The sequence below is a fragment of the Pseudoalteromonas sp. SWYJ118 genome (genome assembly GCF_015864505.1).
Lineage (GTDB): Bacteria > Pseudomonadota > Gammaproteobacteria > Enterobacterales > Alteromonadaceae > Pseudoalteromonas > Pseudoalteromonas arctica.
In genome coordinates, this window is the sequence record NZ_JADYXC010000003.1 from 341,656 (window position 1) to 360,279 (window position 18,624).

Below are 18,624 nucleotides of genomic sequence, written 5' to 3' on the forward strand. Positions count from 1 at the left end.
ATAATGTTTAGGTTTTATGAAACAGGACTTTTGTCCTGTACGAAAAATTCGATCAGCAGATAAAGTAACCGCCTAGAATCAAAGTGAGGTCAAAATGGCAAGAGCAATTATCTTAATGGCAGATAGCCTAGGAATCGGTGCAGCACCAGATGCAGATAAATTCGGCGATCTTGGGGCTAATACATTCGCTCACTTACTAAAAGCATATTACGACGAAACAGGCAGTGCGCTGTCGCTTCCTAACCTATCAAAACTTGGGTTAGTGGATGCATGCGAAGCTGCCGGTGGCGAACCGTGTTTAATTTCAGACCGCCAAGCTCCTCAAGGTGCATGGGGTTACGCTAAAGAAATCTCTAGCGGAAAAGACACGCCATCAGGTCATTGGGAAATGGCAGGCGTACCGGTGTTATTTGATTGGGGATATTTCCCAAAAACACAGCCAAGTTTCCCACAAGAATTTATAGACGAGTTTATTGCTCGTACAGGTATTCCTGGTATTTTAGGCAATTGCCATGCATCAGGAACTACCATTTTAGAACAGCTAGGTGAAGAGCACGTAAAAACAGGTAAACCAATCTGTTACACCTCAGCTGATAGCGTGTTTCAAATAGCCGCGCATGAAGAGTCATTCGGCCTAGAGAAGCTTTATCAAGTTTGCGAAATCGCACGGGCGCTACTTGATGAAATGAATATAGGACGAGTGATTGCGCGGCCATTTTTGGGTTCAAATAGCCAAGACTTTGCTCGAACGGGTAATCGTCGTGACTATTCAGTACTTCCGCCTGCACCAACATTGCTAGATGTACTAGCAAAAGACGGCGGCGAAGTAATTAGTATTGGTAAAATTTCAGATATTTACGCGCATCAGGGCATAACCCAAAAGCATAAAGCACCTGGACTTATGAACTTGCTAGAAAAAACCAGCGAAGTAATGGAAAGCGCGCCAGATCGTAGCTTAATCTTTACTAACCTAGTTGATTTTGATGAAAAATTTGGTCATCGTCGTAATCCAGTAGGATACGCAAAAGCATTAAAAGAATTTGATGACTATTTACCAACTATACTAAATCAGTTAAAAGCAGATGACGTATTAATGATCACTGCAGATCATGGCTGTGACCCAACCTTTCCAGGTTCTGAGCACACTCGTGAATACGTACCTGTTATTGCATACCAACCAGGTATGAGTAACACACCATTAGGTGAACGCAACAGCTTTGCAGATATAGGTCAAACACTGGCACAGTGGTTTAGCTTATCTGCGCTTGATTACGGCGACAGCTTTTTAAATGAGCTAAAAACGCCAAATAAAAAGGAAAACAATTAATGAGTACTCCGCATATCAGTGCAAACGTTGGTGATTTCGCCGAAACAGTATTAATGCCAGGCGATCCGCTACGTGCGCAATATATTGCTGAAAACTTTTTAGATGATGCAGTACAAGTTACAGGCGTTCGTAACATGTACGGTTTCACTGGTACTTACAAAGGTAAGCCAGTAAGTATCATGGGTTCAGGCATGGGCATTCCATCAATGTCTATTTATGCACGTGAGCTAATTGTAAGCTTTGGCGTTAAAAATATTATACGTATTGGTACGTGTGGCGGTATTGGCACAGATATCAAAATTCGTGACGTAATTTTTGCACAAGGTGCAAGCACAGATTCAAACGTAAACCGTGCACGCGTACGTGGCTACGATTTTGCTGCTATTGCTAACTTTGACCTACTTTTAAACGGCGTAAACGCTGCTAAAGAGCTAGGAATTAAAGCAAAAGTAGGTAACGTATTTACGACAGACACATTCTATCAAGCAGATGATTCGTTCTATAAAGACTTAGACAAGTTAGGCATGCTAGCAGTAGATATGGAAACAGCAGGCTTATACGGCGTTGCAGCTGAATACGGCGCAAACGCAATGGCATTATTTACAGTAAGTGACCACGTAATCACTGGCGAAGCAACACCTGCTGATGAGCGTCAAAGCACGTTTAACGAAATGGTTAAAATTGCATTAGAGTCAATAGCTTAAATAACACATAACAGTTCCTTGGTAACGTATTCACTAAGTTTTGGAGACACGCCCAAAGTGAAGTGAGACTAAACCTCCAAAGCCGCATTTTATGCGGCTTTTTTTATGCCTGAAGAAAATGGGTAGCAGCTTCTAATTACTTATACCAATTCGCTTAATTAAGTGATCTATTTTGAGGATGGAAAAACGTGTTGATAGCTAGGCAAAAAATTCACTATTTAGTTGTTCTAAATGAGAATTTTTTAACGCAGGTAGCGACACGTTTAGCCCCTAAAAATGATTAAGTATTATTGCGGGTTGGTATTAATTCAACCATCTAAAAACTGCGTTTTTAAACGCCTGCAAGCAGCGCGTCTACAGGTAAATTAAACTGCTGAGTGTAAGTTTCTCAGGTAGGCGCTAAGCTTGCTCGCGCGCGAAGCACAGCTTCTAATTACTTAAGCTAACTACTCTAAAAGCGCAGCATCTCTAAACCTATTTGTGTATAACAGCCCTAAAAAAAATATGCACGCAGAGAAGAAAAAGAGGAGCAAATGAGAAGAGCAAAACCAATGCTGACTCGGCATTATAAAAGTACAAGCGTTGCTTTAAATGCTTGTAACCTGCGCGAATAGCAGTGTTTATACCAAGTTTAGAGTATGACTTGTTGCTCATGTTAGAAGCACAGTTTCTGATTGTTTTTATTATTTTAACTTCTAAGCTCTTCTCTAAAAGCGCAGTATCTCTAAACCTATTTGTGTATAACAGCCCTAAAAAACAATATGCACGCAGAGAAGAAAAAGAGGAGCAAATGAGAAGAGCAAAACCAATGCTGACTCGGCATTATAAAAGTACAAGCGTTGCTTTAAAAGCTTGTAACTTGCGCGAATAGCAGTGTTTATACCAAGTTTAGAGTATGACTTGTTGCTCATGTTAGAAGCACAACTTCTGATTATTTTAACTTCTAAGCTCTTCTCTAAAAGCGCAGCGTCTCTAAACCTCTTTGTGAATTAATCACTTTAGGTCTTAACTCTACGGTAGAGCAGAGTTTGTAGAGCGCAGTAAAGCTTCTAATTATACCAATCTGCTTATATATGGGGTCTATTTAACGTTAAGAAAATTAAGCTAGAACTAGGCAAAAACTTTTGTATCTAGTTGTTCTAAATAAAAAATTTTTAACGACGTTATAGTGCAATTTAATTCGTTAAATTGATCAAAAATTTATGCAGGTTGGTATTACCCAACAAACATAACCTTTAAAAACAAAAAAAGGGCCAAGGCCCTTTTTTATGATGTTGCGCCTAATCATACAGGCCAAATACTGAGTGCTTAAACAACTTCACCAGCTACTATCGTATTAAAGCTGTCGTTGTCATGTAAGCTTGCAAATGCGCTCTCATGTAATAGCTCATTACGTAAATTTGGAGAGTATTCAAGTGCCATTTTAATGTCGGCTAATGCATCAGCATGCTTATGTGTTAGCGCATAAGCACATGCTCGTTGCCAATAGGCATAACCATAGACACTATCTATATCAATGGCTTGATTACACAACTCAATGGCTTGTGCTGTTTCATTTATTTCTAATAACGCATCGGCCTTATAAGCAATGGCTTCAACATCCTCTGGTTTGCGTTTTAAAATCTCATCAAATATTTCAATTTTATTAGCAAAATCACTTTCTAAATTGGCGCGCATCCATAACGAATGAACCTCGTTGGTAACCGATATGCGCTCTTGGTTACTGAGTATTTCTTCTGAGCGAACGCGTAGTTTTTCTTCAAGAATTTTTAATCGGTCTTCATACTCGTCAGTAATTACACTTACACGTGTATTTACAATATCTTCTACTTTGTTTTTAACATCGCGTAGTGAGTTCCAGCCCACTAAAACCAAAATAGAAGCCGTAGCGGTAATTATAAAAAATACATTATTAATAGTATCGGTAGTGTATGTTAATGCGCGATCTGCAGTATCAAGCTGTGCATGAGTAACTTGCTTAGTTACATCCTCACGGAGTTTTTGTTGATCTTGCCTTACGGCTTTTAGCTCGTCGAGTATGTAGCGCTCCATTAGCGGTTTAAACATAGACTCTTTAAGTTGTTTGAGGGCTTGTTGCTCTTGTTGTGCTGTAGGGGCTGCTGGTTTTTGTTCAGCAGAATTTACTATGCCCGAAAAAAAAGTTAAACAAACAAAAAGTGTAGATAGGTAATAACGCATCGGTACGCCTAATTAAATTAATTACTGTAATAACTTTAACATGCAGGGCTGAATGGCACTAGGGCGCGTTGACTTTTCAGGATTAAAATTGACCTAATTTAGATAGGAGTAATAGTTGTAAGAATTTTTTAGCCTAGTGAGCTTAGCAATAACAGGTTAAAGCATGAGCATTTTGCTAATACTTAGTTGGTTTTAAGAAAAAATAGGCAAAAAAAAACCAGCTCAATATGAGCTGGCAAAAACTGCTTAAAACAACAATATGTCGTAGGGATTCACAGGAGAACAACTTCATACTAACTGAATCTTTATGAACAAATACTTAATTCAATTCAATTAGTTAAAAATATAAGAATACTCAAAGTATTCGGTTTATAAAGTAAAGGTGCATTGGGCTTAAGTAATGCACCTTTATAATTATAACTATATAACTACAATTTCATGGTGAAGGGGGGTATTCCAATGTGCGCTTTAAATAAATTAAAGCCACTTTCAAACCCTTCACATACCATTACGCCGAAATTTTTCAATTCGATCACAGGTCTAGTAAAAAGGTTAAGGTTAATTCACTAATTTGTTTTTTTATCTTACGTAATACCTTATACGAGCGTCATCAAATTTATTTTTACTATTATTTTGAACGTAATTACAAAGCTATTGTTAAATACATCATTAGCAAAAGGCCAATCAAAAATATAAATTGGAGCAATCGTTTTAAATAGTATGTTGAGGCTGGCGTAGCATAATTTATGCGCCTATATTAAGGATACGTAAGTGTTTAGGCAGGCACACTAAATAATAAGTAAGCCGATTAAATAAAAATAACCGTTACTTTTTAAAAAGTTATAAATACATAAGCAACAATACTGATTGATTAAGTATTTTACTTTTCTATTATAAGGATTCCAGAATGAGCAACCCTAAAGCAGGCCAATGTCCGGTCATGCACGGCAGTAATACTAAAACGTCTAATCCCAATACTGATTGGTGGCCAAATGCCCTAAACTTAGACATTCTTCATCAGCACGACACCAAATCAAATCCATACAATAGCGACTTTAATTACGCTGAAGCATTTAAATCAATCGATCTTGACGCGCTAAAAACAGACGTAAAAAGCTTAATGACCGATAGCCAAGATTGGTGGCCAGCCGATTGGGGACATTACGGCGGTTTAATGATTCGTTTAGCATGGCACTCAGCGGGTTCATACCGTTTGGCCGATGGTAGAGGGGGCGGTGGTACAGGTAATCAACGTTTTGCGCCACTAAATTCATGGCCAGACAACGGTAACCTCGACAAAGCGCGCCGTTTACTTTGGCCAATAAAGAAAAAATACGGTAACAAGCTTTCATGGGCCGACTTAATTATTTTAGCGGGCAACATGGCATACGAATCAATGGGTTTAAAAACCTTTGGTTTTGCCGGCGGCCGAGAAGATATTTGGCGTCCTGAAAAAGACGTTTACTGGGGAGCTGAAAAAGAATGGTTAGCGCCAAGTGACGGTCGTTACGAAAGTGTAGATAAACCAGACACCATGGAAAACCCATTAGCCGCAGTACAAATGGGCTTAATTTATGTAAACCCTGAAGGTGTAAATGGTATACCTGATCCGCTTAAAACAGCGGCCCAAATTCGCGAAACTTTTGCGCGTATGGCAATGGATGACGAAGAAACCGCTGCATTAACGGTAGGCGGGCACACAGTAGGTAAAGCACATGGTAATGGCAAAGCAGAAAACTTAGGCCCAGAGCCAGAAGCTGCTGACGTACACGAGCAAGGCCTTGGTTGGAATAACACTACAACCCGTGGTATTGGCCGCGATACAGTTACATCAGGTGTAGAGGGCGCATGGACTACGCACCCAACACAATGGGATAACGAATACTGTAAGCTTTTATTAACCTACGAATGGGAACTCACTAAAAGCCCTGCAGGTGCTCATCAGTGGGAGCCTATTAATATTAAAGAAGAAGACAAGCCTGTCGATGTAGAAGATTCATCAATTCGTTTGAACCCAATGATGACAGATGCTGATATGGCCATGAAAGTGGACCCAACGTACCGTAAAATTATTGAGCGTTTTTATAACGACTTTGACTACTTTTCAGACGTGTTTGCACGTGCCTGGTTTAAACTAACTCACCGCGATTTAGGCCCTAAATCATGTTACTTAGGTGCTGACGTACCAAGCGAAGACTTAATTTGGCAAGATCCAATTCCAACCGTTGATTACACATTAACAGACGACGAAATTAGCAATCTAAAAACAACATTATTAAATTGTGGTGTTAGTGCCGCTGATTTAATAAATACAGCTTGGGATAGCGCACGTACTTATCGTGGTTCTGATAAACGTGGCGGCGCAAATGGTGCACGCATTCGTTTAGCACCGCAAAAAGATTGGCAAGGTAATGAGCCAGAACGTTTAACATCAGTACTTAGTGCGCTTGAAAAAGTGCAGGCTGGCTTGAGTAAACCTGTTAGCATCGCCGACTTAATTGTTTTAGGTGGTACAGCAGCCGTAGAACAAGCTGCAAAACAAGCCGGTGTTGATGTAAACGTGCCGTTTGCTCCAGGACGTGGAGATGCAACAGACGAAATGACTGATGCAGAATCGTTTGATGTACTAGAACCAATACACGATGGTTTTAGAAACTGGCTGAAAAAAGATTACGCAGTGTCAGCGGAAGAGTTATTACTAGAGCGCAGCCAATTAATGGGATTAAGTGCACCAGAAATGTCGGTACTTATTGGTGGGATGCGAGTACTAGGTACTAACTATGCTGGCAGCGAACACGGCGTATTTACAAATAGCGTAGGCTCATTAACCAACGACTTCTTTGTAAACTTAACTGACATGTCAAACCGTTGGGAGCCAACTCAAAAAGGTTTATACAATATAGTAGACCGTAAAAGTGGCACTACTAAATGGACTGCAACACGCGTTGATTTAGTATTTGGATCAAACTCTATATTGCGCGCACTTGCTGAGTTTTATGCACAAGACGACAACAAAGAGCGCTTTGTACATGACTTTGTAAACGCATGGGTAAAAGTAATGAATGCCGATAGATTCGATCTTAAATAATCTGTACGCTAAATAAAAACGGGGGAGTAATAATTTACTCCCCCGTTTTTGCATATAGTCCCGGTCAGTATTACTTATAAAATATTGTAATTTATCTAAGTCATATAAAAATTAGGCATTAAAAAAGGCGGCAAAAGCCACCTTTTTATAAAACAATAAAACTTATAGAAGTGCAAAAAGCTTTTGTAGTTGTGGCATGTATTCGCTCACAAGTTCAAGGTTACTTTCGCTTACTAAAGACTCTGTAGACTCCTCAGCTGCGCTTGACGATTTACCAAACGAACCCATTAACGAACTAGCGCCTTTATCTTTAGCACTTTTCATGCTTTGAAAACCGCCCATTACTTTATTGGCAGTTTCTTGGTTATCAGCCGAAAGACCCGACTTAAGATTTTCGATATAAGCCATTGATACTTCAGAACCTACAGTTACTAGTTGCTCTGGTGTAAAGCCGTAGCGCCCTGTAACACCCGCGAAGCTTTTGTATAGGTCTTGCTCTTTAATCATGCTTAGTGCGCTATTAGCTAAAGAGCTTTGTTCGTCAACACTTTGATCTGCAGAACCACCTAACATACTTGCTAAGTCTAAGTCTTTTAAAGACTCTTGGCTGCTTGCCCAGCTCGTTACAGCTGGCAGTGCTTTCATATAGCTTTGAAGTTGACCTTCGTTAATATCTACTGCAAGGCTTGAGAAACTCATTGCTAATAAGCTAAGTGATACAAGTATTTTTTTCATTGAGCATTTCCTAGTATTAAAGTTGTGCCAATTAGAAACTAATAAGCAACACTTGCCAACACAAAATAATATATTGGCTGATTTTATAGTACAATTTATGAGAATTTATTTAAGTTCTAAGAATTTAGTTCATTCACCACAAGCTAATGTACTGATGATATAATACATTTTTGACAAATAGAGCTGAACACAATGTTAACAATTTCAAATACTGTCACTATCGATGAATGGGAACTAGAGCTAACGGCTATTCGTTCGCAAGGTGCCGGTGGTCAAAATGTTAACAAAGTCGCAAGTGCAATTCATTTACGCTTTGATATTAACCGCTCTAAATTACCTGATTTTTATAAAGAGCGTTTGCTAGCCTTAAATGATACAAGAATTACCAAAGAAGGCGTTTTAATAATTAAAGCGCAAAGCCATCGTACTCAAGAGCTAAACCGAGAAGATGCCCTTAAGCGCTTAAAAGATTTAATACTTAGTGCTACCGTTGTTAATAAAGCGCGTCGTGCCACCAAGCCCAGCCGTAATTCACAGCGAAAGCGCATGGATAAAAAAACTAAACACGGGCAAAACAAAGCGCTACGCGGCAACATAAAGTTTTAGTTTTAAACGGTATTAATAAAGTATAGAAGGGACTTGATGCCTACATGCAGGCACCATTTTTACATCGTATTGTACGTATAAAAATATGAGTGAGGGGTAGCCTCACTTATATTTAATAACTATTAATACCTACTTAGCCATTTCTAAATCAGATTCTGCATTTGCCAACATTGCAAACTCTTCATCAGCGCTTTTAGCAACTAAGTGTTTTGAGCTATAGCCAAAGTAATATGCGGCGCCCACAATAAACAGCACCATAGTGTATAAAAATGCACGAGGGTCAAACGCATACACACCCGTTAATGCTATAAGCGAAAGTACTAAAGCAATACTTGAAGTAACAACACCACCAGGGGTTTTATACGGGCGAGGTAAATCAGGCTGTTTAACGCGGAGCAAAATATGGCTCAATGCCATTAACGCATACGAGAGCGTTGCACCTACTACTGCCATTGCAAGTATTAAGTCACCCTCACCACTGAGTGATACTAAAAAACCAAATACAGCAGGTACAATTAACGCGCGTGCGGGTACTTTGCGATTAGTCGTAATCGACAACGAACGTGGTAAATAACCGGCTCTAGATAAAGCAAACACTAAGCGACTATAACCATAAATAATAGAGAAAAACGAAGCGACTAAACCCGCAAGCCCTAATATATTTACAACGGTTGCTAAGCCCTCACTACCGGATGCATTTAATGCATCAACTAAAGGTACAGCACTTGCCCCCATTGCAGCAGCACCGCCAGCACCAGGTACTAAAACAACAACTAAAAAAGCAGTAAATAACAAAAAGATCATTGCACCAATAATGCCTTTTGGCACATCTTTAGCGGGATCTTTTGCTTCTTCAGCAGCAAGCGGTACACCTTCAACCGCTAAAAATAACCACATGGCAAACGGTAATGCAGCCCAAACCCCGTACCAACCTAAAGGTAAAAACTCACTAGCTCCCACTGCATCGGTTACGGGGACGTCAAATAAGCGCGATGCATCAAAATTTGTGATTAAAACAAAAGCCGTTGCAATAATAGCTAATACCGCTAAACCACTTATTACCATCATTACTTTAAGCGCTTCTCCTACGCCCGCTAAATGAATTCCCACAAATAGTAAGTAAAATAATGCATATACCCATGGGCCATTAAATCCGGTGAGGGCTTCAACTGCCGAGCCAATAAAAATAACAATAGCAGCGGGCGCTAAGGCATATTCAATTAATACGGCAAGCCCTGTTAAATAGCCTCCTGCTGGCCCCATAGCTTGACGCGCAAAACTATAACCACCGCCTGCAGCAGGTATTGCAGCTGACATTTCAGCAAGCGATAGTACAAGCGCTAAATACATAACCGCCATTAATACTGCAGCAATGGCAAAACCACCCCAACCGGCTTCGGCGATACCAAAGTTCCAGCCTGCAAAGTCACCCGATATTACATACGACACACCCAAACCTGCGAGCAATAACCACCCCGCAGTACCCCGTTTTAACTGTCTTTTAGCTAGGTACTCTGTATTGTTAGTAGACATAACCTTTCTCCGTTGATGCTTAGTTTTTATTGTTTTATTTCATGTGTTTTTAATTAAAATTACTCAGCAATTAAAAAGTTAGTGGTTGATACCTGATGCTCAATTACATCATCTTGTGTGCGGTCTTTTAAATTAACCCCAGTTAGTTTTAGTTTTTTAGCTTCACGTAATAAGTACAGTGCGCGTCTCGCCGCTTCTGTATAAGGTAGGCCTGCAGGGCGAATATTCGATATGCAATTACGACATGCATCGTTAAGTCCTGTTTTGGGCTCCCATGTTAAATACAAGCCAAGGCTATCTGGCGAACTAAGTCCTGGGCGCTCTCCTATTAACACCATAACCACCTGCGCATTTAGCAACTCACCTATATCGTCGCCAATCGCTACTCGCCCTTGCTCAACCAAAGTAATGGGAGCAATTTTAAATTGCTTGTCTGTTGTAAGGTGCGTTAATAGCTCTGTTATAAATGGGTATGCATTTTTTTGTACCGCCAGCGACGAAAGCCCATCAACCACTACAATTGCTAAATCGTACTTAGCTTGCGTAGTGTGCTTTTGCTTATTCATATAATTAAGAAGTGTTTGCCTACCACTTTCATCAAGCTTGCGGCCTAAATCGGGTCGCTGAAGGTAAGTAACCCTGTCAACGGCTTGGCTATGTAAATGCAGGGGAGGGGCAACCTCTTTTAGATCATTAATACTGCCCAGTTGCTCAGTCATTTCGTTAATATCAAGCGGAAAACTCACCGCATCACGCGCTTGTGCATGTGATAACTGAAAAGCCAGCATTTCTGAGGTGGGCAAACTTATACCAGCGCGACCAAGCCCAATACGGGCGTCGGTAAAACGCCGTAAATCACTCCAAGGGTTGTGCACTACATTACCGTTATTTTTATGCTCATTTACTGAGTTATCTAATGGAGTGGTCGGTTTTGAACGTGATTTCATGAGCCACCTCCAGCAATTGCACCCAGAGGTTTAGCAAAAGCGGGAGGCAAGGTATCTGAAAGTGTGATGTCGGTAGTGCTTTGCATAATTTTCATTTTGCTTAGCCATGCTTCAAACTCAGGGGCGGGTCTAGAACCAAGAACTCGACGCACATATAATGCATCATGAAACGACGTAGTTTGGTAATTAAGCATAATATCGTCAGAGCCAGGTATTCCCATTACAAACGAGCAACCTGCAACACCTAATAGCGTTAGCAAATTATCCATATCGTTTTGATCGGCCTCTGCATGATTGGTGTAACACACGTCACACCCCATCGGTATGCCTAGTAACTTAGCGCAAAAGTGATCCTCAAGTCCTGCTCGGGTAATTTCTTTACCATCAAACAAATATTCAGGGCCAATAAACCCCACCACGGTATTAACCAGTAACGGATCAAACTTACGAGCAACTGCATAAGCGCGAGCTTCACACGTTTGCTGATCAAGCTCATGATGCGCATTTGCTGAAAGCGAACTGCCTTGCCCAGTTTCAAAATACATCACATTATTGCCAACAGTGCCACGCTTTAAACTCAAAGCGGCATCTTGCGCTTCAGCTAAGGTATTTAAATTAAAACCAAAACTTGAGTTAGTAGCCTCCGTGCCACCAATCGACTGAAATACCAAATCAACCGGTGCGCCAGCTTCTATACATTCAATAGTGTTAGTAACATGGGTAAGCACACAGCTTTGCGTCGGTATGGCGTATTTTTGAATAACATCATCCATTAATGTCATTAATTTAATGGCCTGGGCAACGTTGTCGGTTGCTGGGTTTATACCTATTACGGCATTGCCATTACCGTATAGCAGCCCATCAAGCATGCATGCAGCAATACCGTTAATATCGTCAGTTGGATGATTTGGTTGTAAACGTGTAGATAAATGCCCAGGGAGGCCAATAGTGTTTCTAAAAGCACTTGTAACATGGCACTTTTTAGCAATTAATATGAGATCTTGATTGCGCATTATTTTGCTAACAGCAGCAGCCATTTCGGGCGTAATACCTTGCCTTATACTTGCAAGTACAGCGGGTGTTGCAAAGTCGCTTAAAAGCCAATTACGAAAATCACCTACGGTTAAATGTGCAATAGCCATAAAGGCATTGGCATCGTGCTCGTCAATAATTAAGCGTGTAATTTCGTCATCTTCGTAGGGAATAAGTGCCTCATTTAAAAATGTTTTAAGAGGTACATCGGCCAATGTCATTTGTGCCACAGCACGTTCTTGTGCTGATTGTGCAATGACACCCGCTAAGCGATCACCCGAACGTTGCGGCGTTGCTTTAGCCATTAACTGGGCTAAGTTCTTGAATTTATAAGTGTGTGTACCTAAAGTGTAACTGTACGCTTGCCCCATGATTTACTCCACATAACTAACATGATAAACCTTGGTATAGGTTTTGCTGCATCTTTAGCTATAAATCAATTTTCAATAGTTACAAGACAGCTTATTTTGTACCAAGTAACTATCGAATTTCGGCAAAAGATTATTTATTAATCCAATTCAATTGGTTACATACGCAAAGCGGTGTTAACTTAACCATAATAAAAGTGTAACGAAAAAGAGCATCCCCTATATGGCGCAGCAAAGTAGCTACAACGCACCACTAAAGAGCAAGGTGCAAACACACGATATAGACGAGCAAGCGCATAGCCTTACTCAATGGCAGCAAAAATACGATCAAATGAGCGACGGCAGCTTTTATGGTTTTATTGAAGAAACAGATTACGTCAATATTCATGTGTTTAAAGAATACACCGAGCGAGCGCTTCGTCAGCAATGTAACATCGCCCCCAATTCGGTTTGGCTTGGCATTCCTTGTCAGTCGCAGCAAAGTAAGATTAATGGTCTAAGTGTGGCAAGTAATCAATTTATGTGCCGCACAAGTGATAATGACTTTGAGCTGATAACCCCTGAGCAATTTAATATTTATGGTTTGGTAATCGATTGGAATTCAATTGAATATATGGCGCAGCTACAAGGCGTAACATTGAAAAACCTATCATCTGCACAATCAGCTCGCTTATCGGTAAGCAACTCATCATTGCAAACGGCAAGGCAAATAATTAATAGCATGGTTGTAGGCAAGGGCTTTGGACTTAAAACCGAATCACAGCAAGATATGCTAAACATGTTGGCACTACACTTATTACAAGCAGATAATCCACAACAAAATATTGCGCCAAGTTATAAACATCGAAAAGCCGTAGTAGATAAAGTAAAAGATTACGTGGCCACAAATCCACAAAACCCAATAACCATAACTGAGCTGTGCGAGCTTGCCTTTGTAAGTAGGCGCACACTTCAGTATAGTTTTGAGAGTGTTTTAGGAATTAACCCTTTGCGGTTTTTACGTTTAACACGTTTAAATAATGTAAGGCGGGAACTAAAAAAACCAAACCAAGATAAGCCAATTTCAGTAATAGCAGCCAATTGGGGATTTTGGCATGCGGGACAATTTGCTAAAGATTACACGCAACTATTTGGTGAAAACCCATCACAAACAGTTAAAAATTCAGCACAGCAGTTTAAACCACCGTGCTCTACAAACTTGTAGGTGCGAATTTACTTCGCGCTCATGTAACGTGGCTTTAATGCTCTAAAAGTGAAAGCGAGGTATAAAACCTCACCTACATCGTGCAAACACTAAACCCGTAGGCGCGAATTTATTTCGCGCTTATGTAATTTAGCTTTAATACTTTAAAAGTAAAAGCGAGGTATAAAACCTCACCTACATCGTGCAAACACTAAACCCGTAGGTGCGAATTTATTTCGCGCTTATGTAACATGGCTTAAATGCTCTAAAAGTAAAAGCGAAGTATAAAACTTCACCTACATCGTGCAAACACTAAACCCGTAGGTGCGAATTTATTTCGCGCTCATGTAACGTGGCTTAAATGCTCTAAAAGTGAAAGCGAAGTATAAAACCTCACCTACATCAACACCGAACCCGTAGGTGCGAATTTATTTCGCGCTTATGTAACATGGCTTAAATGCTTTAAAAGTGAACGCGAGGTATAAAACCTCACCTACATCTTGCAAACACCAAACCCGTAGGTGCGAATTTATTTCGCGCTCATGTAACATGGCTTTAATGCTCTAAAAGTGAAAGCGAGGTATAAAACCTCACCTACACCGTGCAAATACCAAACCCGTAGGTGCGAATTTATTTCGCGCTTATGTAACGTGGCTTGTATGCTTTAAAAGTAAAAGCGAGGTATAAAACCTCGCTTACTATATTCAAAAGCCCTATTTGATCGGTGCTATTTAAGCCGCGATTAAATAGGACTCTTGTCCTGAATGCTTGTTGTTGCGTTTAAACGAACCTTTGCCTTTTTTAGCTTTAACCACTTGTGGTTTAAATAATTTAGAGGTGACCATCGCCGCTAGTGCATTGTGGTTTATAACGCCTCGTCCTGTGTCTACCGCGCTGTTGCTTGCGGTTTTTGCTTTAGATTTTTTAGTCATATATTTCCTATCAACTAATGGTTATTTTAAGTTAAATAATAAAAAGGCTTTTATATTAGCCTATTTAAGAGATGGCGATTGTAGGCTTAATTTTCAACCGCGCAAGTATTTTTAATGCCCAACAGGTACTTTTTTAGTAATAAAAAAGTATAAAAAAAGCGCAGTTAATAACTGCGCTTAATATTACTTTAGTTTGCTTTATAAATTAAAAACTAAAGCTTACTTTTGCATAGTACGTTCTGCCGTCAAAGCCGTAAGGTAATGCACGTACTGGGTATTTAAATGCGCCGTTGGTGATAAAGTTAAGTACTTCGTCGTCGCCTAGCTCGTCTGGCGTTTCGTCAAATACGTTATCGGCACCCACTGAAAGCGCAAACATGTCGTTAATTTGGTAGCTAACATTTAAATCAACTAACACAGCAGACTCAACCGTACTTGTTGGTTTAAACGATCCTGTTGGCGAAAGCTCACCTGGTAATGAAATATGGTCATTACCAAAGTATTTTACATCTGTTTCGCCAAAGTAGTTAAAGCGAATGGTTGATGTGTAGGCATCGCGTTCGTAGTCAAACGTAAGCGTTGCACGTTCACTAGGTTGTCCGTCGGTAAAAAAGCTACGTTGTAAATCATCAAAAGCAACCGCTTCAGGAATACCGTCTTCAGCATTTACGCCGTCAATTTTAGTATCGTTTAGGTTACCTGCAAAGGTTACTCCTAAATTGCCACCTTCAACTTCTGTACGGTACGATGCAATAATATCAACGCCTTGCGTAGTAGAATCAACCGAGTTTGAGAAGTAGTTAGCTTGCACAGCTCCAGTTGCTTGTAGCGCTGCAACTGCTTCTGAGCTAAACGATACGTCGTCAGCGGTAAGTAAGCTGCCAAGCGTAATACGGTCTTCAATTTCTACACGGTAAAAATCAACCGTTAACGAAAGCTCGCTTGTTACATCGTAAACAAAACCTGCACTGTAGTTTGTTGAAGTTTCAAGCTCTAAGCTATCTACGCCTAACGCACTTGGGAAAGCGGTCCCTGTGTTTGCAGTGAACGATTGCGTTAATGTGCCGTCTGAGCCTAAGTTAGTTGTAAAGGCTGTATAACCACTTTGTTGAAGTGATGGTGCTCTAAAACCAGTAGATACCGCACCACGTACAGCGAAGTCATCTGAAAATTCATAACGTGTTGCTAATTTACCAATTAAATCATCCCCAGCATCTGAGAAATCTTCATAACGTAGCGCACCACTGACGTTCCATGCATCGGTGATCATAGTTTCTACGTCTACATAAACTGCGTAGCTGTTACGGTCGCTGTCGTTAGCTGCTTCAGGGCGTAGGCCGTTATAAGCCTGAAAACCACACTGTGCAAATTGGTCTGGATCGTTTACTGATGGGTACGAGGTATCCATATTTGCTAGTCCACAGGCGTATGATGCTTCATCGCCAGGTACTATTTCGTAGTTTTCTTTACGATATTCAGCGCCTACTGTTACATATAAAGGTTCACCACGGCCAATATCTACAATACCGTTTACATCAAGGTTAAGCGTTGTTTGATCAAATCTAAAACCACCTGAGTAACCGCCACTAGGGCCTGAGTTTGCTGCAATATCGGCATCGCTTGCACTTGGGTTGTTAAATAAATACTCAGCCGCGTAAGAAGCGTTTAATGTATTGCGTGATGTAAAGTCGTATTGGTTTTCACCATAAACGGCCGATACATCGTAATTCCAATCTGTGTTTATATCGCCTTTAAAACCAAGCGCGACTGAAATATCTTGTGCTTCGTTATATATGCGCGGTAAAAAACCATCGCTATATACTTGGGTTACGTTTTTAGACGCTTCGTTAAAATTACGGTAAAAACCATTACCCAGCGCCGTGCGCTCTGAGTAGCCACCAAACGAGTAAAGCTCGCCGTCGCCCATTGGTAATGCCATGTTGTAAAATAACGACGTAAATTCACTTTCTGAGTTACCTTGGCCCCAGCGTACGTCTTCACTTAACGTACCTGGTTCAACATTAAGCGACCCCCCCGTATCACGCTCGGCGCGGTTAGTGCCATCGGCATCACGGTACTCAAGCGATAGGTTAATAAAGCCGCCTTCGTTGCCTAATTCAAAACCACGGTTTAAACCTGCTGAAATAGTGTCGCCGTCACCTTCACTTGTGCCGCCGTATTGTATAAAACCCGTTGTAATACCGGTTGAGTTATTAAGAGATAAGTTAATTACGCCTGCAATAGCATCAGAGCCATATTGCGCCGCTGCGCCATCGCGTAATACTTCAACGCCTTTAAGGGCCGTTAGCGGAATCGCATTCATATCAGTACCCGCAGCGCCTGCGCCTACTGTACCGTTAAGGCCAAAAATTGATTGGTTATGACGACGTTTACCATTTACTAATACAAGAGTTTGATCTGGCTGTAGGCCACGAAGTGTTGCGGGTCTAAATAAATCAGAACCGTCAGATACTTGTGTACGCGAAAAGTTAAATGAAGGCGCTGTCGCTTGAAGGCTTTGGCCAAGCTCGGTAAAGCCACCTTTGGTTAAATCATCTGCGTCAATTAAATCAATAGGAGAAGAAGACTCTGTAGAAGTACGGTTAGATACACGCGATCCTAATACAGATATTTGCTCAATGTTTTTAGCAGCTTGCACTGGTGCTTCTTCTGCGTTAACAATGCTTGGTGCGCTAAACGCGAAAGCAACGGCTACAGCAAGTGTGTTTAAACGGTATGTTGGCATAGTGACGACCCTGTTTTTTTGTGTTCTTATAATATGTGTGTGGTTATGGTGCTCATAACCTGTTGCAAACATCCTAGCAACATATGCAAACAAAAAGAAATGAAAAAAACTAAATATTTGGTCTAAGTATGCAAATAAATTTCAAGATAAGAAAAAACCACCTTTAATCGATTGAAATACACGCTACAAGGGCATTAAACTTCAAAAAAAAGATCTATTAACTTTTTATTTACATTGTGATTTTGTTCGTTAGTTTACGCTTTTAAAGGTAATAGGCAGCGGATGGTCGTACCTGTCCCTAATGTGCTGTTAACTTCTATTTTTCCGCCATGATCGCTCACCATAGCGTATACAAGTGTCATACCCATACCGGTACCTTCTCCAACTTCTTTTGTCGTGTAAAAAGGGTCAAACATATGCGCTATTGTGTCTTCACTCATTCCACAGCCATTATCTTTTACCTCAATACAGATATTTGTGTTTAGTTCAAAAATATTGACCTCAATAATGCAGCCTTTTTCTAAATCAAGCTCGCATGCTTGCCAAGCATTCATTAATAGATTTACAAAAATTTGATTAATTGACGATAAATTGCACCAAATAAGTGGTAGTGGTTCAAACCGCGTTTTTATCTCGCATAGTTTGAGTTTGTTACTTAATAATCTTAAAGCATTATTAGCACCCGTTGTTACATCGGTTAGTTGTTTATCTTGCGAGGAGGAGGGGTGGGCAAAGTTTAATAAGTCATGCACAATTTGTTTTATTCGTTTGAGTCCTTCAACGCTGTCGTTAACTTGTCCCTGCAAATTGTTATAAAGCCACGCATACGGATACTGTAAATTGAGTATGTCGATTTCGTGTTTAAAACGGCTTTCTTTAATTTCATTGTTTAAGTATTGCTCGTTAAGCTTTAGCAACGTGATAAGCAAAGGAGTAGAATTTTGTAAGCTTTCTATATTACTCATTGCATAGGCAAGCGGGGTATTTATTTCATGGGCTACGCCTGCACAAAGCGTTCCTAAGGTTGCCATTTTTTCGGTTTGCACAAACAGCATTTGCTGGTGTTCTAAATCGGCTACTTTTTTTTGTAATTCATTATTTATGGCAACTAAAACGGTGCTTTTATCTTTGAGTAATTGTTCTGCGGCCAAGCGCAGCTTTTGTTCGTTTAAAAAAGCACGTTCAAAATTACCATCTGATCCATTCATTCCTTTCATCCATATA

The 18,624-nt window shown here is 40.4% G+C and carries 14 protein-coding genes; 6 read left to right on the top strand and 8 right to left on the bottom strand.

What is annotated here, in order from left to right; all coding sequences use genetic code 11:
• The first annotated feature begins 94 nt into the window (after positions 1 to 94).
• The 3 genes from I6F48_RS05910 (at position 95) to I6F48_RS05920 (ending at position 2,902) form a co-directional block, all read left to right on the top strand.
• Positions 95 to 1,327: a phosphopentomutase gene (locus tag I6F48_RS05910; protein ID WP_010555228.1), complete on the top strand. Its 1,233-nt coding sequence runs from the start codon at positions 95 to 97 to the stop codon at positions 1,325 to 1,327.
• Entirely contained in the window at positions 1,327 to 2,031 is a 705-nt protein-coding gene (gene deoD, locus I6F48_RS05915) for a purine-nucleoside phosphorylase (protein ID WP_002959109.1), read from the top strand. Before I6F48_RS05910 ends, deoD begins: the two co-directional genes overlap by 1 nt.
• A 652-nt stretch (positions 2,032 to 2,683) precedes the next feature.
• Positions 2,684 to 2,902: a hypothetical protein gene (locus I6F48_RS05920; RefSeq protein WP_197119035.1), complete on the top strand. Its 219-nt coding sequence runs from the start codon at positions 2,684 to 2,686 to the stop codon at positions 2,900 to 2,902.
• A gap of 437 nt (positions 2,903 to 3,339) precedes the next feature.
• Here I6F48_RS05920 and I6F48_RS05925 read toward each other — a convergent pair whose 3' ends face one another.
• Entirely contained in the window at positions 3,340 to 4,230 is an 891-nt protein-coding gene (locus I6F48_RS05925) for a tetratricopeptide repeat protein (RefSeq protein ID WP_007583526.1), read from the bottom strand.
• Positions 4,231 to 5,137: 907 nt separating this feature from the next.
• Between I6F48_RS05925 and katG the strand changes: the two genes are divergently transcribed.
• Complete coding sequence (katG, locus tag I6F48_RS05930) at positions 5,138 to 7,318, top strand: catalase/peroxidase HPI (protein ID WP_197119036.1); 2,181 nt, start codon at positions 5,138 to 5,140, stop codon at positions 7,316 to 7,318.
• Between the two features lie 162 nt (positions 7,319 to 7,480).
• On the opposite strand, the gene I6F48_RS05935 is transcribed toward katG, so the two are convergent.
• A complete protein-coding gene (locus tag I6F48_RS05935) occupies positions 7,481 to 8,053 on the bottom strand; it encodes a hypothetical protein (RefSeq protein ID WP_010555231.1) in 573 nt (190 codons plus the stop codon).
• A 192-nt stretch (positions 8,054 to 8,245) separates the two neighbouring features.
• Here I6F48_RS05935 and arfB point away from each other — a divergent pair, with 192 nt between their 5' ends.
• Positions 8,246 to 8,659, top strand: coding sequence for an alternative ribosome rescue aminoacyl-tRNA hydrolase ArfB (arfB, locus tag I6F48_RS05940; RefSeq protein WP_007583522.1), 414 nt, complete (start codon positions 8,246 to 8,248; stop codon positions 8,657 to 8,659).
• A 129-nt stretch (positions 8,660 to 8,788) separates the two neighbouring features.
• On the opposite strand, the gene eat is transcribed toward arfB, so the two are convergent.
• Genes eat through I6F48_RS05955 form a run of 3 tightly spaced genes read right to left on the bottom strand, consistent with a single transcriptional unit; the run spans position 8,789 to position 12,542 of the window.
• A complete protein-coding gene (gene eat, locus I6F48_RS05945) occupies positions 8,789 to 10,192 on the bottom strand; it encodes an ethanolamine permease (RefSeq protein ID WP_197119037.1) in 1,404 nt (467 codons plus the stop codon).
• 59 nt (positions 10,193 to 10,251) lie between these two features.
• Positions 10,252 to 11,139 carry an ethanolamine ammonia-lyase subunit EutC gene (gene eutC, locus I6F48_RS05950; RefSeq protein ID WP_197119038.1) on the bottom strand — a complete coding sequence of 296 codons (888 nt, stop codon included), beginning with the start codon at positions 11,137 to 11,139 and terminating at the stop codon, positions 10,252 to 10,254.
• Positions 11,136 to 12,542 carry an ethanolamine ammonia-lyase subunit EutB gene (locus tag I6F48_RS05955; RefSeq protein WP_197119039.1) on the bottom strand — a complete coding sequence of 469 codons (1,407 nt, stop codon included), beginning with the start codon at positions 12,540 to 12,542 and terminating at the stop codon, positions 11,136 to 11,138. The genes eutC and I6F48_RS05955 overlap by 4 nt, the downstream gene beginning before the upstream one ends.
• Before the next feature lie 220 nt (positions 12,543 to 12,762).
• Here I6F48_RS05955 and I6F48_RS05960 point away from each other — a divergent pair, with 220 nt between their 5' ends.
• A complete protein-coding gene (locus tag I6F48_RS05960; RefSeq protein ID WP_165741312.1) occupies positions 12,763 to 13,743 on the top strand; it encodes a helix-turn-helix domain-containing protein in 981 nt (326 codons plus the stop codon).
• A gap of 710 nt (positions 13,744 to 14,453) precedes the next feature.
• On the opposite strand, the gene arfA is transcribed toward I6F48_RS05960, so the two are convergent.
• The 3 genes from arfA to I6F48_RS05975 all read right to left on the bottom strand — a co-directional run bounded on the left by arfA (position 14,454) and on the right by I6F48_RS05975 (position 18,608).
• Positions 14,454 to 14,654: a ribosome alternative rescue factor ArfA gene (gene arfA, locus I6F48_RS05965; protein WP_024593211.1), complete on the bottom strand. Its 201-nt coding sequence runs from the start codon at positions 14,652 to 14,654 to the stop codon at positions 14,454 to 14,456.
• A 205-nt stretch (positions 14,655 to 14,859) separates the two neighbouring features.
• Complete coding sequence (locus I6F48_RS05970) at positions 14,860 to 17,400, bottom strand: TonB-dependent receptor plug domain-containing protein (protein ID WP_197119040.1); 2,541 nt, start codon at positions 17,398 to 17,400, stop codon at positions 14,860 to 14,862.
• Positions 17,401 to 17,654: 254 nt separating this feature from the next.
• Positions 17,655 to 18,608, bottom strand: coding sequence for a sensor histidine kinase (locus I6F48_RS05975; protein WP_007583514.1), 954 nt, complete (start codon positions 18,606 to 18,608; stop codon positions 17,655 to 17,657).
• Between the last annotated feature and the right edge of the window lie 16 nt (positions 18,609 to 18,624).

Coding starts and splice junctions, on each gene's coding strand:
- I6F48_RS05925 (WP_007583526.1), bottom strand. CDS start 4,230: ATGCGTTATTACCTATCTACACTTTTTGTTTGTTTAACTTTTTTTTCG.
- I6F48_RS05975 (WP_007583514.1), bottom strand. CDS start 18,608: ATGAATGGATCAGATGGTAATTTTGAACGTGCTTTTTTAAACGAACAA.
- I6F48_RS05935 (WP_010555231.1), bottom strand. CDS start 8,053: ATGAAAAAAATACTTGTATCACTTAGCTTATTAGCAATGAGTTTCTCA.
- eat (WP_197119037.1), bottom strand. CDS start 10,192: ATGTCTACTAACAATACAGAGTACCTAGCTAAAAGACAGTTAAAACGG.
- deoD (WP_002959109.1), top strand. CDS start 1,327: ATGAGTACTCCGCATATCAGTGCAAACGTTGGTGATTTCGCCGAAACA.
- I6F48_RS05960 (WP_165741312.1), top strand. CDS start 12,763: ATGGCGCAGCAAAGTAGCTACAACGCACCACTAAAGAGCAAGGTGCAA.
- I6F48_RS05970 (WP_197119040.1), bottom strand. CDS start 17,400: ATGCCAACATACCGTTTAAACACACTTGCTGTAGCCGTTGCTTTCGCG.
- I6F48_RS05920 (WP_197119035.1), top strand. CDS start 2,684: ATGTTAGAAGCACAGTTTCTGATTGTTTTTATTATTTTAACTTCTAAG.
- I6F48_RS05955 (WP_197119039.1), bottom strand. CDS start 12,542: ATGGGGCAAGCGTACAGTTACACTTTAGGTACACACACTTATAAATTC.
- katG (WP_197119036.1), top strand. CDS start 5,138: ATGAGCAACCCTAAAGCAGGCCAATGTCCGGTCATGCACGGCAGTAAT.
- I6F48_RS05910 (WP_010555228.1), top strand. CDS start 95: ATGGCAAGAGCAATTATCTTAATGGCAGATAGCCTAGGAATCGGTGCA.
- eutC (WP_197119038.1), bottom strand. CDS start 11,139: ATGAAATCACGTTCAAAACCGACCACTCCATTAGATAACTCAGTAAAT.
- arfA (WP_024593211.1), bottom strand. CDS start 14,654: ATGACTAAAAAATCTAAAGCAAAAACCGCAAGCAACAGCGCGGTAGAC.
- arfB (WP_007583522.1), top strand. CDS start 8,246: ATGTTAACAATTTCAAATACTGTCACTATCGATGAATGGGAACTAGAG.